Annotated in this window: 19 protein-coding genes; 10 read left to right on the top strand and 9 right to left on the bottom strand. The window is 60.8% G+C overall.

The window, feature by feature from the left end:
• Window positions 1–66 precede the first annotated feature (66 nt).
• Both CYJ07_RS11810 and CYJ07_RS11805 read right to left on the bottom strand, forming a co-directional pair.
• A complete protein-coding gene (locus tag CYJ07_RS11810) occupies window positions 67–2109 on the bottom strand; it encodes a CocE/NonD family hydrolase (RefSeq protein WP_104203901.1) in 2043 nt (680 codons plus the stop codon).
• Between the two features lie 59 nt (window positions 2110–2168).
• Window positions 2169–3470 (bottom strand): ATP-grasp domain-containing protein, encoded by a 1302-nt coding sequence (locus CYJ07_RS11805; protein WP_104203900.1) that lies wholly within the window; start codon window positions 3468–3470, stop codon window positions 2169–2171.
• A gap of 317 nt (window positions 3471–3787) precedes the next feature.
• On the opposite strand from CYJ07_RS11805, the gene CYJ07_RS11800 reads away from it, so the two are divergent.
• The 5 genes from CYJ07_RS11800 to CYJ07_RS11780 all read left to right on the top strand — a co-directional run bounded on the left by CYJ07_RS11800 (window position 3788) and on the right by CYJ07_RS11780 (window position 10060).
• Window positions 3788–4642, top strand: a complete 855-nt coding sequence (locus CYJ07_RS11800) for a cyanophycinase (RefSeq protein WP_104203899.1) — start codon at window positions 3788–3790, stop codon at window positions 4640–4642.
• Window positions 4639–7281 (top strand): cyanophycin synthetase, encoded by a 2643-nt coding sequence (gene cphA / locus CYJ07_RS11795; RefSeq protein WP_104203898.1) that lies wholly within the window; start codon window positions 4639–4641, stop codon window positions 7279–7281. The genes CYJ07_RS11800 and cphA overlap by 4 nt, the downstream gene beginning before the upstream one ends.
• Window positions 7278–8453 (top strand): beta-aspartyl-peptidase, encoded by a 1176-nt coding sequence (iadA, locus tag CYJ07_RS11790; protein ID WP_104203897.1) that lies wholly within the window; start codon window positions 7278–7280, stop codon window positions 8451–8453. The genes cphA and iadA overlap by 4 nt, the downstream gene beginning before the upstream one ends.
• A gap of 364 nt (window positions 8454–8817) precedes the next feature.
• Window positions 8818–9330 carry a phasin family protein gene (locus CYJ07_RS11785; protein ID WP_104203896.1) on the top strand — a complete coding sequence of 171 codons (513 nt, stop codon included), beginning with the start codon at window positions 8818–8820 and terminating at the stop codon, window positions 9328–9330.
• A gap of 340 nt (window positions 9331–9670) precedes the next feature.
• Window positions 9671–10060 carry a GFA family protein gene (locus tag CYJ07_RS11780; protein WP_104203895.1) on the top strand — a complete coding sequence of 130 codons (390 nt, stop codon included), beginning with the start codon at window positions 9671–9673 and terminating at the stop codon, window positions 10058–10060.
• Window positions 10061–10130: 70 nt separating this feature from the next.
• Here the strand turns inward: CYJ07_RS11780 and CYJ07_RS11775 are convergent, their stop codons facing one another.
• From CYJ07_RS11775 to CYJ07_RS11755, 5 genes are all read right to left on the bottom strand, one after another.
• Window positions 10131–10664 (bottom strand): DUF2380 domain-containing protein, encoded by a 534-nt coding sequence (locus CYJ07_RS11775; protein ID WP_104203894.1) that lies wholly within the window; start codon window positions 10662–10664, stop codon window positions 10131–10133.
• Window positions 10665–10809: 145 nt separating this feature from the next.
• On the bottom strand, window positions 10810–11424 hold the full coding sequence (locus tag CYJ07_RS11770; RefSeq protein WP_104203893.1) for a LysE family translocator: 615 nt from the start codon (window positions 11422–11424) through the stop codon (window positions 10810–10812).
• A gap of 92 nt (window positions 11425–11516) precedes the next feature.
• Window positions 11517–12353 (bottom strand): AraC family transcriptional regulator, encoded by an 837-nt coding sequence (locus CYJ07_RS11765; RefSeq protein WP_104203892.1) that lies wholly within the window; start codon window positions 12351–12353, stop codon window positions 11517–11519.
• 203 nt (window positions 12354–12556) lie between these two features.
• Window positions 12557–13021 (bottom strand): DUF2846 domain-containing protein, encoded by a 465-nt coding sequence (locus CYJ07_RS11760; protein ID WP_104203891.1) that lies wholly within the window; start codon window positions 13019–13021, stop codon window positions 12557–12559.
• Between the two features lie 403 nt (window positions 13022–13424).
• The gene (locus CYJ07_RS11755; protein ID WP_197038342.1) at window positions 13425–14195 is read right to left on the bottom strand and encodes an IclR family transcriptional regulator; all 771 of its coding nucleotides are present in this window, start codon (window positions 14193–14195) and stop codon (window positions 13425–13427) included.
• 157 nt (window positions 14196–14352) lie between these two features.
• Between CYJ07_RS11755 and CYJ07_RS11750 the strand changes: the two genes are divergently transcribed.
• The 5 genes from CYJ07_RS11750 to CYJ07_RS11730 all read left to right on the top strand — a co-directional run bounded on the left by CYJ07_RS11750 (window position 14353) and on the right by CYJ07_RS11730 (window position 19651).
• Window positions 14353–15114 (top strand): enoyl-CoA hydratase/isomerase family protein, encoded by a 762-nt coding sequence (locus CYJ07_RS11750; RefSeq protein WP_104203889.1) that lies wholly within the window; start codon window positions 14353–14355, stop codon window positions 15112–15114.
• 17 nt (window positions 15115–15131) lie between these two features.
• Window positions 15132–16664 carry a class I adenylate-forming enzyme family protein gene (locus tag CYJ07_RS11745; RefSeq protein ID WP_104203888.1) on the top strand — a complete coding sequence of 511 codons (1533 nt, stop codon included), beginning with the start codon at window positions 15132–15134 and terminating at the stop codon, window positions 16662–16664.
• A gap of 89 nt (window positions 16665–16753) precedes the next feature.
• Complete coding sequence (locus CYJ07_RS11740; protein WP_197038341.1) at window positions 16754–17734, top strand: TRAP transporter substrate-binding protein; 981 nt, start codon at window positions 16754–16756, stop codon at window positions 17732–17734.
• Between the two features lie 70 nt (window positions 17735–17804).
• Entirely contained in the window at window positions 17805–18344 is a 540-nt protein-coding gene (locus CYJ07_RS11735) for a TRAP transporter small permease subunit (protein WP_104203886.1), read from the top strand.
• A complete protein-coding gene (locus tag CYJ07_RS11730) occupies window positions 18344–19651 on the top strand; it encodes a TRAP transporter large permease (protein ID WP_104203885.1) in 1308 nt (435 codons plus the stop codon). The genes CYJ07_RS11735 and CYJ07_RS11730 overlap by 1 nt, the downstream gene beginning before the upstream one ends.
• An 81-nt stretch (window positions 19652–19732) precedes the next feature.
• Here the strand turns inward: CYJ07_RS11730 and CYJ07_RS11725 are convergent, their stop codons facing one another.
• The gene (locus tag CYJ07_RS11725) at window positions 19733–20335 is read right to left on the bottom strand and encodes a glutathione S-transferase N-terminal domain-containing protein (protein ID WP_104203884.1); all 603 of its coding nucleotides are present in this window, start codon (window positions 20333–20335) and stop codon (window positions 19733–19735) included.
• Window positions 20335–21540: a YbfB/YjiJ family MFS transporter gene (locus tag CYJ07_RS11720; RefSeq protein ID WP_104203883.1), complete on the bottom strand. Its 1206-nt coding sequence runs from the start codon at window positions 21538–21540 to the stop codon at window positions 20335–20337. The genes CYJ07_RS11725 and CYJ07_RS11720 overlap by 1 nt, the downstream gene beginning before the upstream one ends.
• Between the last annotated feature and the right edge of the window lie 160 nt (window positions 21541–21700).

The following is a 21700-nucleotide window of genomic DNA, read 5'->3' as shown; positions in this document are numbered from 1 at the left end:
GTTTCCGTTATAGGAGATGCTTGGGTAGGTTGCCAACCGAAGCACTGGGTAGCCCGGCAACTGCACTCAAACCAGGTCGCGCGGGATCTCCTCGTCCCAACTCTTGGAAAAGACACGGCTTTCGCCCTCATAGGCATCCATCGTTGCACGCAGGCGAAAGGTGTCCGCATTGGAGGTCATCAAGGTGCGGGTCACGCTGCGTATTGCCCAGTCGCCGCGTCGGAAGCTACGCTCCCACTCGGTCCAGCCGCTCAGGCTGTCGTAGTTGCCGTAAGAATAGGTATAGCGCTCGACGACACGTGACGAGAGTTCGAGTTCGATGTCATCGAGACGAAAGGTGCCTTGGTCGTTGATGACTTCGAGTGTGGTCTGGTCATGGGCCAGGTCACGTATCACCCGCCACGCTTCCTGGCTCGGCTGTATCAGGGTCATCGCCAGCGGCGGTGCGCCCTCCGGCGGGCCAAATGGGTTCAGTGCCGCTTCTTCCTGGGGTCGAGGCTCACGGCATGGCAGGATCAGCCGGCAGCCGGCCGGGTGCACCGTCAGCTTGACGGGCTCTGGCGACGGCCAGGCCAGCGGCCAGTAACTGGTCGAGAGCGAGAGCCGCATGGCGTTGCCCACGGGAAATTTCTGCGCGATGTGTTTAAGCGGTACGCGAACCTGATAACGCTTGCCGGGCGCCAGCGGCTGGGGAAATTCGTCACTGTCACGGTGGGTCAGGTTGAGCAGGCCATAGGTAATCCGGGTCGCCTTGTCGTCCTCGGCGATATCGCTGAGCCGTAGCGCCACCATCGCCACCGGCTGATCGGCTTCGATGTCGAGTTCGACAACGGGTTGCCCGCAAATCTCGATGTCCCTTTCGAGTCGTGCCGACTGGAATATCAGCGAGCCGCCGTCCTCGTCGCGTTGATCGTGAGGCAGGTCCGGCGGGGCATTGTAGGAGCACCACTTGCCGGCATACAGCCCGACCGACAGCGGCGAGCGCACGGCAAGTGGGACATCGTCGCCCCGTACAGGAGCCTCGGCGCCCTGCGGGTCGGGCAACAGGTCATGACCGCTGGTGAGGCGGTAGTGCTTCGGTTCGATCCGCGGCGATGGCCAGCTCGGCTCGGCAACCCAGCGCCCCGGTCGTACCTCGTAGCGGGCCGACGGTGGAACCGATTCCTGCATCCATACGCGCAGCATCGGCTCGTCCATGATCCCCGTTTCCTTGCCCTTCAACCAATAGTCCCACCAGCGCAGCGATTCCTGCATGAAGCCGATGGCCGGGCCGGGCACCCCGAGGTGGGGATACTTGTGCGCCCACGGGCCGACCAGGCCCTTGCGTGGCACGTCGAGCCCGGCGAGCAAGCGAAACACGGCATTGCAGTAACCGTCTGCCCAGCCGCTAACGGCATACACGGGGCAGCGAACGCGCGAGAAGTCCTCGCAGACCGAGCCATGCTTCCAGTAGCCATCGCGACGCTGATGCTGGAGCCAGGTAGCCAGCCACAGCCCGCTGTCCTCGAGGCGTTCCCGCCACATCTCCCGCCAGCGCTCGCCGACCAGTAACGGGTCGGGTGGACAGGTATTGGCATCGAACATCGTCGAGGCCCACGACAGGTTATCGCCGAGCAGGCAGCCTCCCATGTGGTGGACATCATCGGCGTAGCGATCGTCGGTCGAGCACAGCGTGATGACGGCCTTCAGCTCGGGCGGCTGCAACGCTGCGATCTGCAGGCCATTGAACCCGCCCCAGGAGATGCCGATCATGCCTACCGCACCGGTACACCAGGGTTGCTCACCCAGCCAGTGCAAGATTTCGACGCCATCGTCCAGTTCCTGTTGCAGGTATTCGTCTGTCAGCACCCCTTCCGACTCGCCGCTGCCGCGGATGTCGACACGCACCCCGGCGTAGCCGTGGCCGGCCCAGTAAGCGTGAGTCTGAGCGTCGCGCATCGCCGTCAGGTCTCGCTTACGATAAGGCAGGTATTCGAGGATTGCCGGCACCGGGTCGCTCTCGGCATCCACCGGACGCCAGATACGTACTCCCAGCCGGCAGCCATCGGCCAGCGTGATCCAGCCCTCCTCCTCCCGCACGTCGCGGGGAAAATCGCTGACGATATGCATGACCCTGCCCTCTTTACCGTAACGGGTTTTCTTACGCTTGATGCCATGGCGATAACGCCTCAGCCGACGATGTCCTCGAAGGCGAAATGTAGCTGCTCGGCAAGGCGTGCGTAGTTCTCTTCCAGCGCGTCTTCGGCGTCTGCGCCCATCCACACGGAAGCCAGGGCGTAACTGTAGCTGTCTTGCTCAGGCAGGGATGACAAGCGCATGCCGATCTCGACCTGAACCGTGATCAAGGTGCCGGGGAAGGCTTGCTGCAGTGACTCGATCTCTTCGGCACTCGGGACCTGGCTGACGGTGGCGTCGATGAAGAACACTCGATAGAAGAATTCCGCTGCGACTTTGAATGCCCCTTGGCGGTAAGGCATGTCTGGTTTCTGCCCGAGGCCCAGATCCACCGTCACTTGCTGATGGCTGACCCCATCGACCTTTTCGAACAGGTCGCAATGCGATTGTGCAATGCGGGTATTGATCTCCAGTAGCCAGATGCGATCTTGCACTTCGTCCCAGAAGTATTCGATGTTGAACGCCGCATTGTCGTAGCCGATATGAGCCATGACTTGACGAGTCAGCTCTTGCATCTTGGTCTGAATGGATGCGGGCAGTCGGGACGGATAGCGATAATAGAAAAAGCTCAGCACTTGCGGGTAGCGAATCGAATCGACAATGGCATAAGGCACAACGTTACCTTGGAACACGTATCCCTCGACCGTGCATTGCCATCCGCCGATAATCTCTTCCGCCATGCAGTGGCCGCCATCGACCGAGCGTACCTCGTCAGGCAGGTCGGTTTGCTCGAGTACGTAATTGAAAGGTTCGGAGATCGTCCCGATGCCTTCACACAATCGCGCTACGGCATAGGCGAAGTCTTCGGGGCTTTCGATGCGAAAACCCAGCCGCGAGCCTGACGACTTGATCGGTTTGACGAAAAAGGGAAAATACAGCCCCGCCTCCCCTATATGCTGCAACGCCTGGGCGTCGAAGGGGTCGAATGCGGTAAAGCGGGGAATATAATCGGCAATCACCTCGTGCTGAACGAGCCGGCTCCAATACTTGTGCTCGCATTTAAGCAGACTTTCGAGACTGGCAGAACGCGTACCGAATCGCTCACAGAGCAGCGGCAGCATGGTCGAGACGGGAAAATCCATGTAGCCGACGATGGCATCGATAGGCCCACTGAAACCTTTCAACTGGGTTTCGGCCCTGGAAAGCATGTCTTCGATAGGAAAGATATTCGTATCATAGACTTCCGCCGGATCGATCACGCCATGAAACCGATAATCCTCTGCCCCACGTAGATGCTCGAGCCGCTTATGGTTGTATTCATTCAGCCCAACGACAAACACATTCCGAACGCTCATGATCGCCTCCTGGCGCAAGCTCGGCTGTCGCGGCCCTCGCTGCCGAGCCGCAACGAGTCGCAGGCGGGGTATGGGAAGGCCTATCATCGAAGCATAGCGGTTTATCGTTGCAGCGCCGGGGCAATGCGCGGAAGAGCAGAATTCCACTGTTCCGCAGAAGGGGGTTGGTCAGGCTGAGGGATCACTATAAATCTGGCTAGGGTGGTTTCCGGCTGTTATAAGTGAAGACACGGGTCAACGCATCACGCGATACGCCATTGCCGGTATCGGCAATGATTCAGCGTTCCTCAAAAGCGTCGCTGGGCGGCGAATGGAATATGGCGCCACACCCCCCCATCGTTTCAGGCCACATCGTGGCCATTGGCGGTGCCGAGGACAAGACCTCTGAACTCGCCATCCTTCGACGGGTGTTCGAGCTTGCCCCCAGCGACAGTGACGAAGTGGCCATCATCGCCACGGCCAGCAGCATTCCCGAACAGCTCTTGCCCTGCTACGAAGAAGCCTTCTCTCGATTGGGCGCAAGCCAGGTCCATGCGTTGGACATCCGGGATCGCCAGCAAGCCGCCAATGCCGACAATGTGCGGCTTATTCAGCGAAGTGGCGTGGTTTTCTTCACCGGGGGAGATCAGCTTCGCCTGACCAATATTTTCGGCGGCTCAGCCACCCTGCGAGCCATCCGCGAGCGCTTGAGGGCCGGCGCCGTCGTGGCAGGGACCAGTGCCGGCGCCGCGGCCATGCCAAGCACCATGATCTACAACGGTGCGGCGGCGGACGCTTTGCGCAAGGGGGCGGTCAACATGACCTTCGGCCTGGGCTTCGTTCGCGGGATCATTATCGACAGCCACTTCCTCGAGCGGGGGCGTTTCACGCGCCTCATGGAAGTGGGCGCCAGCAACCCCGAGCAGCTGGGTGTCGGCATCGGCGAGGATACAGCGGTCATCGTCCACCCGAACCGCATCCTTGAGACCATCGGACCGGGGCACGTCATCATCATCGATAGCCGGGATCTGGCGAGTTCCAATATCGCGGAACTGCCCATGGGCGCGCCGGTCGCCGTCGAGAACATGATCCTGCACGCCATGGTCAGTGGGCACGGGTACGATATCGATGCGAGGCGCTATCTTGTCGCCGACGAACTCAAAGCCGTCCTGGCGGAGAGGCAAGCGCAATGATCATCCTCGAACATCGGGCGCTACGCGGCCCGAATTACTATAGCCGCTATCCGGCAATCTTCATGCGGCTGGACATCGGTGAGCTCGAGGCGCGGACGAGCGATACCGTCCCCGGCCTCGTGGAACGCATCACCGAGCTGCTGCCGACCCTGTACGAGCACCGCTGCTCGGTCGGACGGCCCGGTGGGTTTCTGGAGCGACTCGAGCGGGGTACCTGGGCCGGCCATGTGGTGGAACATGTCGCGATCGAACTACAGAATCTGATCGGCTTTTCGGTGGGCTACGGCAAGACGGTGGATTCCTACGAAACCGGCATCTATAACGTCGTCTATCGTTACCGGGACGAGGCCTGCGGCCTGGCGGCCGGCGTGGAAGCCGTCGATCTCGTCGCCCGGCTCTTCGATGGCGACGAGATCGATATCACCTCTGTCGTCACCCGTCTCAAGCAAGTGCGCGACGCGCATATGCTGGGGCCCTCCACGGCATCGATCGTGGATGCCGCCATGCGACGAGGAATTCCCTGTGCTCGTCTCGACGAGAACAGCAGTTATGTCCAACTGGGGCACGGTTGTCGTCAGCAACGCATCCAGGCGACGGTGACTTGCCGCACGAGTCTGATCAGCCACGGCATCGCCGATGACAAGCACTGGACCAAGCAAGTGCTCGGCGAGGCCGGCATTCCCGTGCCGCGCGGGTGCCTCTGCCACACGATTGAAGAGGCGCTGGAGGCCACCCTCGATATCGGCTATCCCGTCGTCGTCAAACCGCTGATCGGCAATCACGGCCGTGGAGTGAGCACGGACATCTCCGACGAAGCGGCGTTGCGGGAGGCGTTCACCATCGCCTCCCGCCATCACTCGACGGTCATGGTCGAGAGTTTCGTCAAGGGAGAGGATCACCGACTGCTGGTGATCGATGGCAAGCTTGTCGCAGCCGCCAGGCGTCGCCCGGCACATGTGGTGGGCGACGGTGTGGCGACGCTGCAGGCGTTGATCGACCGGGAGAACCGGGACCCGCGTCGCGGCATCGGTCATGAAAACCTGCTGACGCAGATTCACCTGGACGAGCAGTCACATCGTCTGATCGCTCAGCAGAATCTGACCCTGGAGAGCGTCATCGCGAAAGACGAGGTCGTCTACCTGAAGTCCACGGCGAACCTGAGCACGGGGGGCACCGCGACGGATATCACCGACGATGTGCACCCAGAAGTGAAGTACACGGCAGAGCGCATCGCGCGCCTGGTCGGCCTGGATATCATCGGCATCGACCTGCTCGCCGAGAATCTGGCGATGCCCCTGGAGGAGCAATCTGCCGCGGTGGTCGAGGTCAACGCGGGGCCCGGGTTTCGCATGCATCTTTCCCCGACCCATGGTACGGGCCGGGATGTCGGTCATCACGTCATCGAGATGCTCTTTCCCGATAGCGAGGATACCGGGCGGATCCCCATCGTTGCGGTAACCGGCACCAATGGAAAAACCACCACGGTGCGTTTGATCTCGCACTTGCTCCGCCAGGCTGGACGCAGTGTCGGCATGGCCTGCACAGGGGCCATCGAGATCGACAACCACACCATCATGCGGGGAGATTACAGCGGGCCACAGGCGGCCACGACCGTACTCCGCGAGCCCACCGTCGAGTATGCCGTGCTGGAAGTCGCGCGGGGCGGCATCATGCGCCGCGGGTTGGGTTTCGATGAATGCCAGGTCGGCGTGCTGCTGAATATTGCGAGCGATCATCTGGGGGAAAACGACATCCACACCCTGGATGAGCTGGCACGCTGCAAGACCGTGGTGATCGACGCGGTCCGCCAGGAAGGAACGGCCGTGCTCAATGCTGACGATCCGCGCGTGCTGGCGAGCCGGGAATGGGCCAGAGGGAAGGTGATCTACTTTTCCCTGGACCCCGACTCAGAGCCAGTCCGTCAGCATGTGCAAGCCCATGGGGTCGCATTCACGGTGCATGACGAGTGCATCGTAATGCGCCAGGGAAACGTCGAAGCCGCCATCGTTTCGGTAGTGGACGCCCCGATTACCTTCGAAGGCCATGCCCCTTTCAATGTTGCCAATGCCCTGGCGGCCAGCGCCGCGGCCTATGCCCTGGGGCTAAGCATTGCGGATATCCAATTGGGCCTGCAGACGTTCCACCCCACGCCGGGGCAGAATCCGGGACGCACCAATTTTATCGACGCCGGCGACATAAAAGTACTGATCGACTACGGCCATAACGTCCCGGCGCTTAAAGCCTTGAGCGAACTCGTGAGCCGTATCCCCGCGCGGCGGCGCATTTGCGTGGCCAGCGCCCCGGGCAACCGGCGTGACGAGGACCTGTTTGCTCTGGGAGCTCAGCTTGCCCGCATGCATGACATCGTCTTGCTCTGTGAAATCGAACCGCGAGGACGCCCCGACGGTGAAACCGCCGGCCTGCTGCGCGCTGGGGCGGAATCGGAGGCCGGCACCTGCCACGTCGAGGTGGTCATGAATGAACGTCACGCCGTCGACAGAGCGTTCGATGAGGCCAGGGAGGGCGACCTGTTGGTACTGCTGATCGATGACATCGAAAGCGCCACCGAGCGCCTGCGCGGACGCCGGTTCCTGCCGGTTGCCCCGAAGACGGCTAGCGATACAGGCGCCCGACCATGACATCCCGCGATGCGTATGATGCCGCCGGGCTCATGACGCTGCTGCGCGTCGGCGGTATCTTTTCACCCGAACGGATCGAGGCGACAGACCTCCTCATGGCAGGAGGAAAAATCGTCGCCTTGGGAAACGACCTCGGTGTGCCCGAGAGCTGGCCTATCGAGGTGATCGAGGCGCGCCATCTCATCGCCGTTCCCGCCTTCATCGACCAGCATGTGCATGTCACCGGGGGCGGGGGCGAAGGCGGCTGCGGTACCCGCTGCCCCGAGATCTCGGCCCGGGAAATCGCGGCGATGGGAATCGGCACGGTGGTGGGTGTACTTGGCACCGACAGTATCAGCCGCTCCCCGGCCGATCTGCTGGCCAAGGTGCGCGGGCTTGGTGCCGAAGGCATATCGGCCTTCATGTATACCGGTGCGTATCGCGTTCCACCTCCCACACTGACCGGCGACATTCAGCGCGACCTGGCCTGGATTCCTGAAGTCATCGGCCTCGGGGAAATCGCCCTCTCGGACCATCGCTCGAGCCAGCCACGCCAGGATGAAATCGAACGGATCGTCAGCGATACACGCATCGGTGCCATGCTGGCCGGCAAGCGGGGTATCTGCCATTTCCACATCGGTGACGGAAAGCGGGGACTGGAGCCGTTGCGCAGATTGCTATCCGAGACCGAGATTCCCGCCGATCAGGTGATTCCCACCCATGTGAATCGCCACCCGGCCTTGCTCGAGGAAGCCGCGGATTATGCGCTAACATTCGACGCAAGTGTCGATGTCACGGCGTTTGAAGATGCCGGCGACGGCCTTTCCAGCTTCGATGCGGTGTCCCGGTTACTGGCACGCGGCGTGCCCCCGGAGCGCATCACCATGAGCTCCGATTGCAATGGCAGTTTGCCTGAGTTCGATGCCAAGGGGACGTACCTTGGAATGAAGGTAGCCAGGAACACGACTTTGATTGCGGATTGGCAACGCCTTGTTCATGAAGGTGTGCTGCCTCTCGAATCGGCTTTGAGTCTGATTTCCACGAACGTGGCCCGGGTACTCGGTTTACACGCCAGCAAGGGACATCTCGCTATCGGCTTCGAGGCCGATGTGACGCTACTCGACAACGACCTTCAGCCGCAGCAGACATTCGTGGCGGGGAAATGTCTTTATGACGGAAGCAGCACGGAATAACTCAGGGTATTTATCCGCAGAATCGGCCCTCAGTCATATCGCCCATGGCGAGTGTTCCTTTGAATGGTGTTCTGCCTGAAATACAATAAGATAAAGCCACTCGCGACCTTCTATTCCAAGCCTCACGGTGAATACTTGGGGCTGGGTGTGCTACCGCACAGAAAAACTTCCCCTAACTGTTTATAGTTGGGCTTATGTAGTCGCAGGTGCCGGCTCGACAAGGAATGACGCGCTGTCATCGTGAAGTTGGCGATCTACATAAATAAGCCAAATTCGCATCAGTCTGTTGAGGGATTACTTTCTGAATTGCGCATTTATTTGAATTATTACTTCACTTGTCTGTCACAAGACAAGGAGAGATTTGATGAACGTTGATAAAACCAAGGCATATGGCAACCAAGCTACCGAGCGAGCCGCCGAGCAGTTCAACAATGCCATTGGCGAGCCGGTACGTGCCTATGGAGCACTAACCACTGATTACTTTGAACAACTGTTCTCGGCTCAGCTCGATGCCGTTCGCGCCTTTGCTGACAGCAGTTTGGCGCAGTCCCGCTCCTGGCTCGAAGTCAAAGACTCCGACAGTTTTCGGCAGGTAATCGAGCAGCAGCAGCAGGCCGTCCAGCAATTGAGCGAGCGGCTGAAAGAAGACGCTGACAAGATTCAAGCGTTGAGTCAGGAATACCTGAAGGAGACTCAGCAACTGGCAACGGACAATATGCAATCGGGTCGCCAGCAGATCGAAGAAAATATGCAAAAAGGAAAGGACCAATTGGAGAACAGCTTCCAAAAAGGTAAGGCAGAGGCTGATGACACTCAACAGAAAAGCCAGCCGCAGAGCGACAAGAGCAAGAAGTCGGCCAGCGCAGCACATAAGTAAGCTTGATGGCGAAACAGGCAAGATTTAATTTGCAGGGCCGTTTTCCCCGGGAAAGCGGCCCTTTTGCTAAAGAATAGATAAATAAATCGGGGCCGGCCCCTTGTCCTCATCAGCGTGCGAACTCAGCAAACTTTGGTATCTAATCGACAAGATCGAACCGCTCCGTCTTGGCCGAGATCCAAGCGTGGTAGCGCTTCCCCTCTCCTGGTGGCTTCCCACCACGATACCCTCTTGGTCAGGTAACGCCACATGCACGGCAACCGTTTCGAAGCCGCGCGTCTGCTATTTTTACCTTCATCGATAGAGGCCGTATGCGAGGCCACATCAAAGGAGATGCAGCATGAGCCGGTTAACGGGAGGTTGCCTTTGCGGCAACGTTCGAATCGTGGCGACGGGCCGCCCCTACCGGGTCGGCTTGTGTCACTGCCTCGACTGCCGCAAGCATCATGGCGCGCTGTTCTTCGCGGCGGCGATGTTCCCTGAGGATGCGGTGACGATCGAGGGCGAGACGCGTGACTACGCCGGTCGGTTTTTCTGCCCTCGCTGCGGGTCGTCCGTCTTTTCGCGCTCCGACGACGAAATCGAAGTGTACCTGGGCTCCCTGGATGCCCATGACCAACTGATGCCGACCTACGAGAGCTGGGTCATCCGTCGCGAGTCCTGGCTGCCGTCGTTTCCGAGCATGAAGCGCTACGAGCGCGATCGTGACACCACGGGTCGCGAGGAGTAGGTGGTCGCAGCCCGTCACCGCCCCCGCTGGCGGGCTCGTTACTTTTACAGGGCGATGCTACGCCCCGGTTTCAGCGCGGAGGAATGCAGCTCTCCTCAATGTGACGCAAGGTGTACTGCGCCATGCGTTGCCATGCTTCGTCGGTATCGCCTCGATAAGACAAGAGTTGCTCGCAGGCAAACGTGTTGTTGTCGTTCAGATCCAGCATCGCCAGCCTTACCCTTCCAATCAGCGTACTCACTTTGTGTATCTCGCCGATAAGAAGATATTGAGCACCAGCGGTCTTGGCCTGCCTGGTAAGAGCGGCCAGGCCAGGGGTCCGATGCGTACAGCGTTCCACTTCACAGGTCAGGCCGACAAGCGTGATCTCCTGGTTTCCGGCAAGACCGCTGTGCAACGTCTCATTGAGCGATTTCAGTCTCGCTTCGTGCTCGGCGCTTTGATCCTGGACTTCGCCGGAGGTGTCCTGGAAATCGAATTGGGCCAAGGCCAGGGTCATTTTTTCGGTATCAGCAAAAAGTGTCGATGCCGTTGCAATCGTGCTTGTCAGAAGCAGGAAAGACATTCCGCGCGCGATCCAGCGATATACGTCTTGTGGGGTCATGGCGCCTCCTGATGGAGCCTGTGTAAGACGCGCCAAGCCCCTTGCGGTGGTTCGTTTGTAGTCTTAGTGCATGATCTGCTTTGCGGCCATCATTTGGCTGATGATGGTCGGCAGCGTGAGCAACGCCTGAACGCTTCGCGCAGCCTCAAAACCCGCCCGACGCCAGCGGCAACCACACGTGCTCGTAGCCGATGGTGATCGCGACCCACACCAGCAGTGCAGCCATGGCGAGACTGAATCCTTTGAGCAGCCTCGGATTCTCGATTCGCTGGCCAAGAACGGCGCCCATCAGCGCGTAACTGCCGGGGGCGCCGAAGGCCAGCACGGCCAACCCGAGCGACCAGAGCAGCAGGCTCACGCCGTGGATGCCGACGGCGGGGAACTGGATCGTGGCGATGGGCAGGGTCGCGATCATGCCCTTGGGGTTGCACAGTTGCATGATCAGGCCATCGCGGAACTGCAGCACGCGCGGCACTTCACGGACCTTGCCCAGGTCGATGCTCGAGCGGGCGATCTTGACCGCCAGATAGAGGATGTACCCACAACCCACCGCCCCCACCATGGCGAGCATGTCGCCACGCACCCAGGCCGCGCCGGCCCAGCCAAACAGCAGGAAGAGCGTGAGCATGGCCAGCCCCACGCCGACGAAAAAGCCGAGAGAAGTTCTGGCCTGGCCATTGAGGCCGGCATTCAGGCCGAGCAGATTCACAGGCCCAGGCGTGTACATGACGCCCAGGGCATAGGCGACGATCTCCAACATGGCGGGAACCTCGGTCAGGGCTAACGAAGTGTGGGGAAGCACTTACGCATGCCGAGCGCCATTCGCTCTGTGCAGACGTTCAGTGCGGTCGTTCAGTGCCGAGCAATGACGCTGCGCTGGTACTGGAATGGCGTCTTGCCGTAGATGCGCTTGAAGCGCCGGTTGAAGTGGCTGAGGTCGCTAAAGCTGTAGCGGAAGGCCACTTCGTTGGGTGCCACGCCGGCCTCCAGGGCGTTGCGCGCGGCATTGGCCCGGCAGCTCAATACGTACTGGTGCGGCGTGATGCCGAACTGCTGCCGGAACAGGCGCAGGAAGTGGTATTTCGAGAGATGGGCGGCCTGACTGATGTCGTCCAGCGAGAGATCTTCCTCCAGGTGCGCAAGGATGTACTCCTTGGCGCGCTGCAGCAGCGCATCGGGCCGGCTCGTCGTGCCGCCAGGCTGGAACTTGCCGGCACGCTGCACGAGACGTGACGCTATCTGGTAGAGGGCATGCTCCTGCTCGATGCGAGAGCCCACCTGATCGCTCACCAGGCGAGACAGATCCAGGATGGCGCCGCGCAGTTGGGGGTCCGCCATGAGCGTTTCACTGGCTCGGAACCGGCCGGCACGCTCACATCCCGCCGCATCGGCAAATAGCGTCTCGAGCTGGGCGGAAGGCACGTAGACCATGACATACCCCAGCGCACTGTCGTCGCCCGGGTGACCATCGTGCACCTGCTCGGGATTGAACTGGATGACGTTGCCGGGAGGGCTGCGGTGAAACTGCCCGCCGCTGAAGAAGTCCTGCCGTCCGGTGAGGGTCACGCCGAAGGCATACTCCTCGTGGGCGTGGCGGTCGTAACTGAAATCGCTGAACGTTGCCTGAAGGACCGTCAGCTCGGGAATATGCCGACTCTTGGAGTAGTCGAAGCGACTTGTCTGTTTCACCGCACCATCCCTCCTGAACGTCACTCAGGCATAGCTTAGGCCTGACAACCGGTCCGTGGCTTGGACATTATTGCGGAAAACACATGGAAGAGATCGAAGGGCTGCGGCGCAGTAGGGATTGAGACAGAGGCCGAGGCTGTGCCCAGGCCAGGCTCGACGATCGGTTGACCAAGGCGCCGTCGAAAGACGGCGCCGATTGCGGATTATTGGCTACACGTTCCCGAATGTGCCATATCCAGCTTGCTCACTTCTTCCATACCTACTTCTTCATCGACGAGACGCAGATTGGCGCCACCGACGAAGGCACCCATCTTGATGTATTGCTCGATGAAGTAGTTGTTTCCCGCCTCGGCAAAAAGATTCATGGTATTGGGAGAAAATTCGGATTCGGTGGCGATCTCATGCTGCTGGTCGCCTTCTACCGGCTGGTAAAAGAAAACCCCACGTGCACTTTCACCGACGCACTCGTCATCAATCCAGATATCCTTCTTCAAGGCCGCTCCGAAAGGAGCCTTCTTGCGAAAGATATACACACCCGCCATGCCTTCGGGCGGAGCTTCGAATTGCTTGGCTTGAGATGACTCTTGCTGTGGAGCCATGTTGACCGAGGCACACCCTGTCATCAGCGCCAGTACAGCCACGGCAGCTGTGGTTTTGAGCAATTTCATTTCAGTTCCCTTCGTTGATTCCAAGCGACTTCAGCCACTTTTTTAATAAGTGGTTCTCGGACCACTTCTTTGTAGAGCTACTTGGCGGGGCGAGCCTTGTAGCTTGTCATGTTGCGTGCGGGAAGGTAGCAGAACGAATAATGCTGAGGAATAGAGTTTCTCTCACCCCTATGTAAGCCATTTCTTACAGAGATACTGCTATTGGTCATTTGGCGTTCAAGGGATATTGCCGTACTAAGCTCTGCGCAGTTGACACTGTTATTAGCTGGTTAATGGCAGCCATCTCGGCACTGATCGCGCTGGGCATCGCTCTTGCCGTAGCGGCCTGTGCTGGTCATCGGCAACCTCATGGAGTACCGTCCGGCTGCGCCATCGCCCGTGAAAGAAAACGGCGTCGAAGTCGCTACAACCGCGACAATTGACGTGCCGTGGCGATCAGCAGATCCGAGAGGTTCTGCTCCAGCTCCTCGGGCATGCTCCGCACCCGGGACATCGAGATGCTGACCGCCGCTCGCGGCCGGTTGTGCCTATCCAGTACCGGTACCGCAATCGAGATGTCGGAGAGAAAATACTCCTCCACCGAAAGGGCATACCCCTGGCGCCGGAACCGAGCCAAGCGTTCCATGATCGCCGGTACCTCGTGCACGGTATTCGGCGTGTAGGCCTTTCGCTGCGTCCGCTCCAGGATCGCCCTCGCCTCTTCCTCTTCCAGCTGCGATAGCATCGCCAGCCCGGGCGCCGTGCAGAACGCCGGCAGGCGCGATCCAATGGTGATGTCGGTATCCAGCATGTTGCGGCTCAGCAAGCGGGAGAGATACACCACGTCTTGCCCGTCCAGGATCGTCAGGCTGACCGAGCCTTCCGTCTCCTTGCTCAGGTTCAGCAAGTAGGGGCGTACCTTGTCGACCAGTGGATGCGCATGGAGATAGTGCGCGGCGATATCCAGCGTGCGCACGCTGGGCTCGATCAGCTGCGTCTCCTCGTTGCGCTGCAAGTAGCCTAGCTGCGTCAAGGTGTGCACGAAACGCTGCGCCGCACTCCGATCCATATCGCAGCGTTCCGCCAGCTGCTTGACGCTCATCGCCGGGTGTTCGGCATCGAAGACCTCTAGGATCCGAAACGCCTTCACTACGCTCTTGACCATCAAGCGGTCCACTTTTTCTTTTTCGCTCAAAGCCTTACCTCTTCTCAGTCGGATCTTTTCGCAAGAAAAGTCGTTTCTTGGGTCGATTTTAAGTTTTACAACGCTCGCCATTCAACTACATTGATTATATGTAGATCACTCATGATCGCATTGCAATCACGAAGACACAAACAACCGAGAGGCAATCATGTCCGAACACATCCTCACCAACAAGCAAGGCCGTGTCGGCGTCATCACCCTGAACCGCCCCGAAGTCCTCAATGCCTGGCACAGCGAGATGCGTCAGCAGCTCATCGCCGCTCTCGACACGTTCTGCAATGACGATTCCCTCGGCGCCATCGTGCTGACCGGAGCGGGCGAGCGAGCCTTCAGTGCCGGCCAGGATCTCAACGAGACCCGGTCCTTCGACGCCGAACGGGCCAAGAGCTGGGTGGGAGAGTGGGAGACCCTCTACGGCAAGCTGCGCAGCAGCCCCAAGCCCATCATTGCCGCGCTCAACGGAGTGGCGGCCGGTTCGGCCTTCCAGGTTGCCCTGCTGTGCGACTTCCGCGTCGCTCACGCCGACGTTCGCATGGGGCAGCCCGAAATCAACTCGGGTATCGCCAGCACCACTGGCCCCTGGATCATGCGCGAACACCTGGGGCTCGCTCGTACCATCGACCTGACCCTGAGCGGCCGCCTGATGAATGCCGACGAGTCGCATGCCCTCGGCTTGATCAACCGCCTGGTCGCTGCCGACCAGGTGCTGCCGGAAGCGCTGGCGCTGGGGGAAGAGCTCGCCGACAAGCCGCCCGTTGCGATGCGCCTGGATCGTCAGCGCTTCAAGGAGATCACCGAGCCCGGTTTCCGCGACTGCCTCGAGGCGGGGGTTCGCATCCAGGGCGAGGCCTACGCCTCGGGCGAGCCGGCACGCATGATGGAGCTCTTCCTCAAGCGCCGAAACGGTTGAATCGGAATCTGACACCTATGATATTCAACCTCAACGATCCCAGTTTCATTCTTGCGCTGCGCGATATCGCAACGCGCGAGCCGGAGCGCTTGTTCGGACACTTCGATCAACGCCCCCTGACGTTCGGCGAGCTCGACCGTCAGGCCGAGGCACTCGCCGCCTACCTTCGCCGGGAGTTGGGCATTCGCCCAGGCGAGCGTGCCGCAGTCATGATGCACAACGGCCCCGAGGCCATCGCCATCCTGTTCGCTCTGGCCAAGGCCGGTATCGTCTGGGTGCCGGTCAATGCTCGCCAGCGCGGCAATGGATTGAAGTACATCCTCGAACATTGCGATCCCGCAGTCCTGTTCACCGATGCCGACCTGTGGCCGGTCGTCGTAGATAGCGGGGCGGCATTCACGGGCAGGACGCTGCTGCTGGGAGGCGCGGAAGACACGATCGCCGAGCATCTCCAAGGCAAGGAGAGACTGGACGCACCGGCGCCGGCCATGTCGGAGCTGTACGCCTTGATGTACACCTCCGGTACGACGGGCAAACCAAAAGGGGTACGCGTCACGCACGCGATGATGGCCTACGCCCTGAAGAGCGTAGAGCTGCTCTGTTCGATCAAGCCGGGCGACGTTTTCTTCCAGTGGGAGCCCTTCTATCACATCGGCGGCGCCCAGATGCTATTGCTGCCGCTGTTCTTCGATGTGCGGCTCAGCCTGACCGAGCGCTTCAGCGCCAGTCGCTTCTGGGAGCAGGTCAATGCCAGCGGCGCGACCCACATCCACTACCTGGGTGGCGTGCTGCAGATCCTGCTGAAGCAGCCGCCCAGCGAGTTGGAGACCGCGCACAACGTGCGTATCGCCTGGGGAGGGGGCTGCCCAAGCGACATTTGGTCGACCCTGCAGGAGCGCTTCGGTTTCGAGATCCGCGAGTGCTACGGGATGACGGAAGCCTCGAGCCTGACCACCTTCAATGCTGAAGGAAAGCCGGGATCGGTGGGCCGCGCCGTTCCCTGGCTGGACGTCGCCATTCACGATGACCGGGGCCGCCCGGTACCGACAGGCGAGCCGGGCCAGGTAGTGGTCCGTGAAACGCAGCCCGGCGTGCTGTTCGATGGCTACTTCCGCAACGCCGAGGCCACGGAGAAAACGCTGGCAAACGGCGTGCTGCATACCGGCGACCGCGGCTGGCTCGATGCGGACGGCTTTCTCTACTTCCTCGGGCGCATTACCGATAGCGTGCGCTGTCGGGGCGAGAACGTCTCGGCCTGGGAGGTGGAGTCGGTCACCCAGCAGCACCCCGACGTCGAGGAGTGCGCGATGATCGGTGTCGCCGCCGACATCGGTGAGCAGGAGATCAAGCTCTTCCTGAAGCCGAAGGCCGGTCGCGACATCGAGCCTCGTGAGCTTTACCTGTGGCTGAAGGAGCGCCTGGCCTCCTACCAGTGCCCACGCTATCTCGCCATCGTGGATGAGTTCGAGCGAACTCCCAGTCACCGCATCGTCAAGCACAGCCTGCCCAAGACCCTACACGAAGCCTGGGATAGCCAACGGCTTCATTGAGCGTGAACCAGAGGTAAAAGATGGACAATAACGACAAGAGAAAAGACCCGACCACCCTTCCTACAACTAGAAAAGAGGAGACCAACAGCATGGTCCATGTACTGCGCAAGACCGCCGCCATTACCTCGTTGACCCTGGCAATCAACGGCCTGGCCCACGCCGACGTCTGGGACCTTCCTTCCCCGCAACCCTCGGACAACTACATCACCGAGAACGTCAGCTGGTTCGCCGAGCAGGTGCGCGAGGCCACCGATGGCGAACTGGACATACGCGTTCACCCGAGCGGTTCGCTGTTCCCCGGCGATCAGATCAAGCGCGCCGTTCAGCGCGACCAGGCACAGATAGGCGTTCATGTCTTGTCCGCCCACCAGAACGAGAACGTCCTTTACGGTATCGATTCCGTGCCTTTCCTGGCGGATTCTTTCGAAGAGTCCGCCCAGCTCTGGGAGGTGACCAAGCCAGCACTGGACGAGATGATGGCGGAGCAGAACCTTCAGCTGCTCTACCATATTCCCTGGCCCCCGCAGGGCATCTTCTTCGACCGCGAGATCGAGTCGCCCGAGGATGCAGAGGGCCTCAAGTTCCGGGCCTATAATACGGCGACGGCGCGCTTTGCCGAACTGATGGGCATGACGCCTACCTTGATCGAGGAAGCCGAGCTTTCACAGGCGGCCGCCACCGGCATGGTGCAATCGCTGATCTCCTCCGGCGACCCCGTCTACAACCACCAGCTGTGGGACTATCTTCCCCACTTTTACGATGCCAAGGCCTGGCTCGTCCTCAGCCACGTCTTCGTCAACAAGGACCGCTGGGAAGCTCTCGACGAGGAAACGAGGCAGGAAGTCCTGGCCATTGCCGCAGAAGCCGAGCAGCGCGGCGAGGAGCAGGCCAAGGAACTCACCGATGAACTCAAGAGCCGACTGAGCGACAAGGGCGTTGCGATCAACCAGCCCAACGAGGAGCTGCAAGCGGAATTCAACCGCATCGGTGAAGCGATGCAGGAGGAGTGGCTGGAGAAGGCCGGCCCGCAAGGCCAGCAACTGGTAGAGGAATATCGTGCCATGCAATGACGGCACGGTTCATGTCCCCATTCCGCGGAATGGGGACTCCGCTTAGCTGGTTGAACTAGAGGTCGCTCCCATGAATTCCTCCACTTCCCGTGCAGCCAGGTGGCTGGAAACGCTCTATCGCGTCTTCGGGTATCTCGCCGCGCTATGCATTTTCATCATGCTGGTCGTGATCGTCGTCCAGGTGGTGATGCGCTGGAGCGGCATGACCCTGCCTGGCGCCACCAACTATGCCGGCTATCTGATGGGCGCCAGCACGTTCCTTGCCGCGGCCTATACCTTTCATGAAGGCGGGCATATCCGCGTCGGTCTCCTGGTGGAACGGCTCGGGCGCTTTCGTCCCATCGGCGAGCTGTGGTGCCTGCTGGTCGCGGGCGGCATCGCCGGCTTCATCACGTGGCACGCCTTCGATGCGGCCTATTGGTCCTATCGGTTTGGCGACGTCTCATCAGGGCAAGATGCCATGGCGCTCTGGATACCCCAATCGCTGCTCGCGCTCGGCTCCACGGCTTTCACGATCTCGATCGTCGACCATTTCGTGCGCACTCTGGCCGCGTTGTTTCGTCCCGCACACGCCAACCACCACGGAACCCATCCCGTGAGGAGTCTTTGATGGATTTCACCGAACTGGCCATTGCGCTTCTGCTCATCCTTTTCCTGCTGCTGGGCTCCGGCGTCTGGGTGGCCCTGTCCCTGGTCGGGGTGGCCATCGTGTGCATCGCGTTCTTCACGGGCCGCCCCATCGGGGCCTCGATGTACAGCACGCTTTGGACGTCTTCGACGAGCTGGACGCTCACGGCCCTTCCTCTGTTCATCTGGATGGGAGAAATCCTTTACCGTACGCGGCTTTCCGAAAGCCTCTTCCGCGGATTGAGCCCTTGGCTCAGTTGGCTGCCTGGGCGGCTGATGCATACCAACGTCATCGGCTGCACCCTGTTCGCCGCGGTCTCGGGTTCTTCCGCCGCCACGCTGACCACCGTGGGCAAGATGTCCATGCCTGAGCTCAAAAAGCGCGGTTATTCCGACTTCATGAGCGTGGGAACACTGGCCGGCGCCTCCACCCTTGGCCTGATGATTCCCCCCTCGCTGACCATGATCGTTTATGGCGTGATCACCAATCAGTCCATCCCCAAGCTCTTTATCGCGGGGATACTCCCCGGCCTGATACTGGCTGCGCTGTTCATGGGGTATGTGGTGGCATGGGGAATCCTGAAGAAGCCCAACATCGACAAAGAACCGGCCATGACGATGAAACATCGCCTCTATGAATCGCGCCTGCTGATTCCTGTCGCACTGTTGATCATCACCGTGATCGGCTCGATGTACTCCGGCCTCGCTACCGCGACGGAAGCCGCCGCTCTCGGGGTCGTCGGTGCACTGCTGCTCGCCGCCATACAGCGCAGCCTGACCTTTTCGTCGCTGGTGGAGAGCTTGATGGGGGCAGCGAAGACTTCCTGCATGATTGCCCTGATACTGGCAGGCGCCTCGTTTCTGACGCTGGCAATGGGCTTTACGGGGCTTCCGCGCGGTCTGGCCGAGTGGGTGGGCACCCTGGATCTCACGCCTTTCATGCTGCTGCTTGCCCTGATGTTCGTCTACATCGTACTGGGCTGCTTTCTGGATGGCATCTCGGCGGTGGTGCTGACCATGGCCGTCGTCACGCCCATGCTCAACGCAGCCGGCATCGATCTACTCTGGTTCGGTATCTTCGTCCTGGTCATGGTGGAGATGGCCCAGATAACGCCCCCGGTCGGTTTCAACCTCTTCGTCATGAAGGGCCTGACCAACCACAGCCTCGGCTTCATCGCCAAGGCAGCGGCGCCGATGTTTCTGATCATGGCGCTCATGGCGCTGTTGCTGATCGCCTTCCCCGGCCTGGCAACCTTCCTGCCCGGCTATATGAACGAAGCCACGATGTGACCTCGATCCCTCGTTTCCGTCACGCCCCCGATTCGGGGGCGTACGCCTTTGACATGCGTTGGATCAACGGAACCCGACGAATCACTCGAATGCCGTCTGCCGGAAGCTCTCGCGACCGGCAATCCGGCGGTGCCAGGCGTCTAGCTGCGGTCGCCCCTGTGGCCAGTTGACTTCGGGCAGTCGGAACGCCACGTAATCCAGCGCCACCGCCACTGAAATATCACCGAGGGTGACGTTGCCGCTGGCCTTGTCTTCGTCGAGCTCACTTGCAAGCCGCTCCAGGATTCGCTGGATGGCATGCTTGCGTCGTTGCCCCAACACGCTTTCGTCGACCTCGGCCCCCATGTGCTTTCTTGTGATGACCGTGGAGAAAGCGGCGTCCATCAGGCCTTGGCCAAGCCCGGCCAGATGCAGCACCTGGCTCAAGCGTGTGGCCGGCAGCAGCGATTCGCCCTGCCCAATGCCTTCCAGAAAGTAGGCAATGAGTAGGGATTCGCCCAGCGTGGTGCCGTCTTCGGTGATCAGTGCCGGAATGCGTCCTGCGGGGTTGGCCTCGAGCAGTTCGGCATCATTGGCCCAAGGGTCGCTCCAGCGTAGCGTGACGTTCGATGCCAAGCCCTTTTCCATCATGACGATGCGCGCCATGCGGGCGTAGGGAGAGGTTGTATTCAAGAAGAGTTCCATCACTTTCTCCTGGGGTGGAGGGGTATTGAGCCGTGGCGCTCCTGCCCGCCGCGGCTGAGAAGCACCAGGATGAAGCCGCCGGCAAGCATGAAGCTGCCGATGGCGAAGAGCGGGGTATACGAGCCGCTGGCAGCGTAGAGCGCGGACATGCCATACCCGGCGGCGGCCTGTGCCGCGGCGAAAGCGGCCGTGGCCTGCCCCCAGAGCTTCTTGTGCCGGATGGGGCCAACCAGTTCGGCCAGGCGCCCCGAAGTCAGCGCGACGATACCGGGGATCATGGCACCGACGAGGAACGATGACACCGATCGGCTGAGAAACGCCAGGGACAGCAAGGGCAGCGCTACCGCAGCCGCCTTGGCGAGGTACGCCAGCGCCAGGCCGGTGTGCCAGCCAAGACGCCGAGCCAGGACTCCCGCGATCAACGGACCGCATACGGCGCCCACGCCAAAGACACTCCACTGCAAGGCAGCCGCGGCATGGCCCAACGCGTTCTCCCGGGCCAGGTAGTCGACCCAGAACACCGTATGCGGGACGAAGCCCACGGCATCCAGGGCATAAGCTGCAATCACCAACAGCACCGCCACGGAAAGCCCGACAGAGCGACTGTCCGATGTCGCGTCACTTTTCGTTGCAGCCGCCGGCGCCTCCAGGCGGGAGAGCCCCCGGTCGCAGAGAATGCCGGCCAACGCACCGAGCCCTCCCAGGGTGACCCAGGTGGCCGCCAGGCTAACCTCGAGTAGCAGCGGCACCACCCACGCCGAAAGCAGCGCGCCCAGCCCGATCCCCGTAAAGACCAGCGCTCCCACGCTGGTCCGACGCGCTGCGGGGGTGGCGTACAACGCCAGCGAAGGGCCGACGACCATGAGAATGGCACCGGCAATGCCCGAGACCAGCCGCCAAAGAAAGAACCAGGCAAAGCTGGCCGGGCCGGCGCAGAGCAGGAAACTCAAGGCGATGGACGCGAAACACACCCCGATCAGCGCTCGTGGAGGGTATCGCTCCGACAAGGTATGAGCTGAAAGCGCCCCGATCAGATAACCCAGCAGGTTGGCGGCTCCCAGGTAAGCCGCCTGACTGGCGTCGAACCATTGCGCCTGGATCAGCACCGGCAGTAACGGGGTGTAGGCAAAGCGCGCGACACCGATTCCCGCCAGTGTGGCCATGACGCCCGTGAGCAGAGCGGGAATATCCTGCCTGTTGATCATGAGGAAGTGTCCCGGATAGAAGGCAATGGGCAATTGCGCTGACGCCAGCGAAAGTGGCGCTCCCCGTAAGCGCCTTGACACAGACAGCGTAGGGGCAACAACTGTTGATGAGAAACGATTTGTGGTGATGTTTTCTATCTGCTTTAGTGATATTACCGAG

Source organism: Billgrantia saliphila (genome assembly GCF_002930105.1).
GTDB lineage: Bacteria > Pseudomonadota > Gammaproteobacteria > Pseudomonadales > Halomonadaceae > Halomonas > Halomonas saliphila.
Note: the sequence above shows the minus strand (reverse complement) of the source record. Positions and strands in the feature narration are given on the sequence as shown.

Coding starts and splice junctions, on each gene's coding strand:
- CYJ07_RS11810 (WP_104203901.1), bottom strand. CDS start 2,109: ATGCATATCGTCAGCGATTTTCCCCGCGACGTGCGGGAGGAGGAGGGC.
- CYJ07_RS11805 (WP_104203900.1), bottom strand. CDS start 3,470: ATGAGCGTTCGGAATGTGTTTGTCGTTGGGCTGAATGAATACAACCAT.
- CYJ07_RS11800 (WP_104203899.1), top strand. CDS start 3,788: ATGGCGCCACACCCCCCCATCGTTTCAGGCCACATCGTGGCCATTGGC.
- cphA (WP_104203898.1), top strand. CDS start 4,639: ATGATCATCCTCGAACATCGGGCGCTACGCGGCCCGAATTACTATAGC.
- iadA (WP_104203897.1), top strand. CDS start 7,278: ATGACATCCCGCGATGCGTATGATGCCGCCGGGCTCATGACGCTGCTG.
- CYJ07_RS11785 (WP_104203896.1), top strand. CDS start 8,818: ATGAACGTTGATAAAACCAAGGCATATGGCAACCAAGCTACCGAGCGA.
- CYJ07_RS11780 (WP_104203895.1), top strand. CDS start 9,671: ATGAGCCGGTTAACGGGAGGTTGCCTTTGCGGCAACGTTCGAATCGTG.
- CYJ07_RS11775 (WP_104203894.1), bottom strand. CDS start 10,664: ATGACCCCACAAGACGTATATCGCTGGATCGCGCGCGGAATGTCTTTC.
- CYJ07_RS11770 (WP_104203893.1), bottom strand. CDS start 11,424: ATGTTGGAGATCGTCGCCTATGCCCTGGGCGTCATGTACACGCCTGGG.
- CYJ07_RS11760 (WP_104203891.1), bottom strand. CDS start 13,021: ATGAAATTGCTCAAAACCACAGCTGCCGTGGCTGTACTGGCGCTGATG.
- CYJ07_RS11750 (WP_104203889.1), top strand. CDS start 14,353: ATGTCCGAACACATCCTCACCAACAAGCAAGGCCGTGTCGGCGTCATC.
- CYJ07_RS11745 (WP_104203888.1), top strand. CDS start 15,132: ATGATATTCAACCTCAACGATCCCAGTTTCATTCTTGCGCTGCGCGAT.
- CYJ07_RS11740 (WP_197038341.1), top strand. CDS start 16,754: ATGGTCCATGTACTGCGCAAGACCGCCGCCATTACCTCGTTGACCCTG.
- CYJ07_RS11735 (WP_104203886.1), top strand. CDS start 17,805: ATGAATTCCTCCACTTCCCGTGCAGCCAGGTGGCTGGAAACGCTCTAT.
- CYJ07_RS11730 (WP_104203885.1), top strand. CDS start 18,344: ATGGATTTCACCGAACTGGCCATTGCGCTTCTGCTCATCCTTTTCCTG.
- CYJ07_RS11725 (WP_104203884.1), bottom strand. CDS start 20,335: ATGGAACTCTTCTTGAATACAACCTCTCCCTACGCCCGCATGGCGCGC.
- CYJ07_RS11720 (WP_104203883.1), bottom strand. CDS start 21,540: ATGATCAACAGGCAGGATATTCCCGCTCTGCTCACGGGCGTCATGGCC.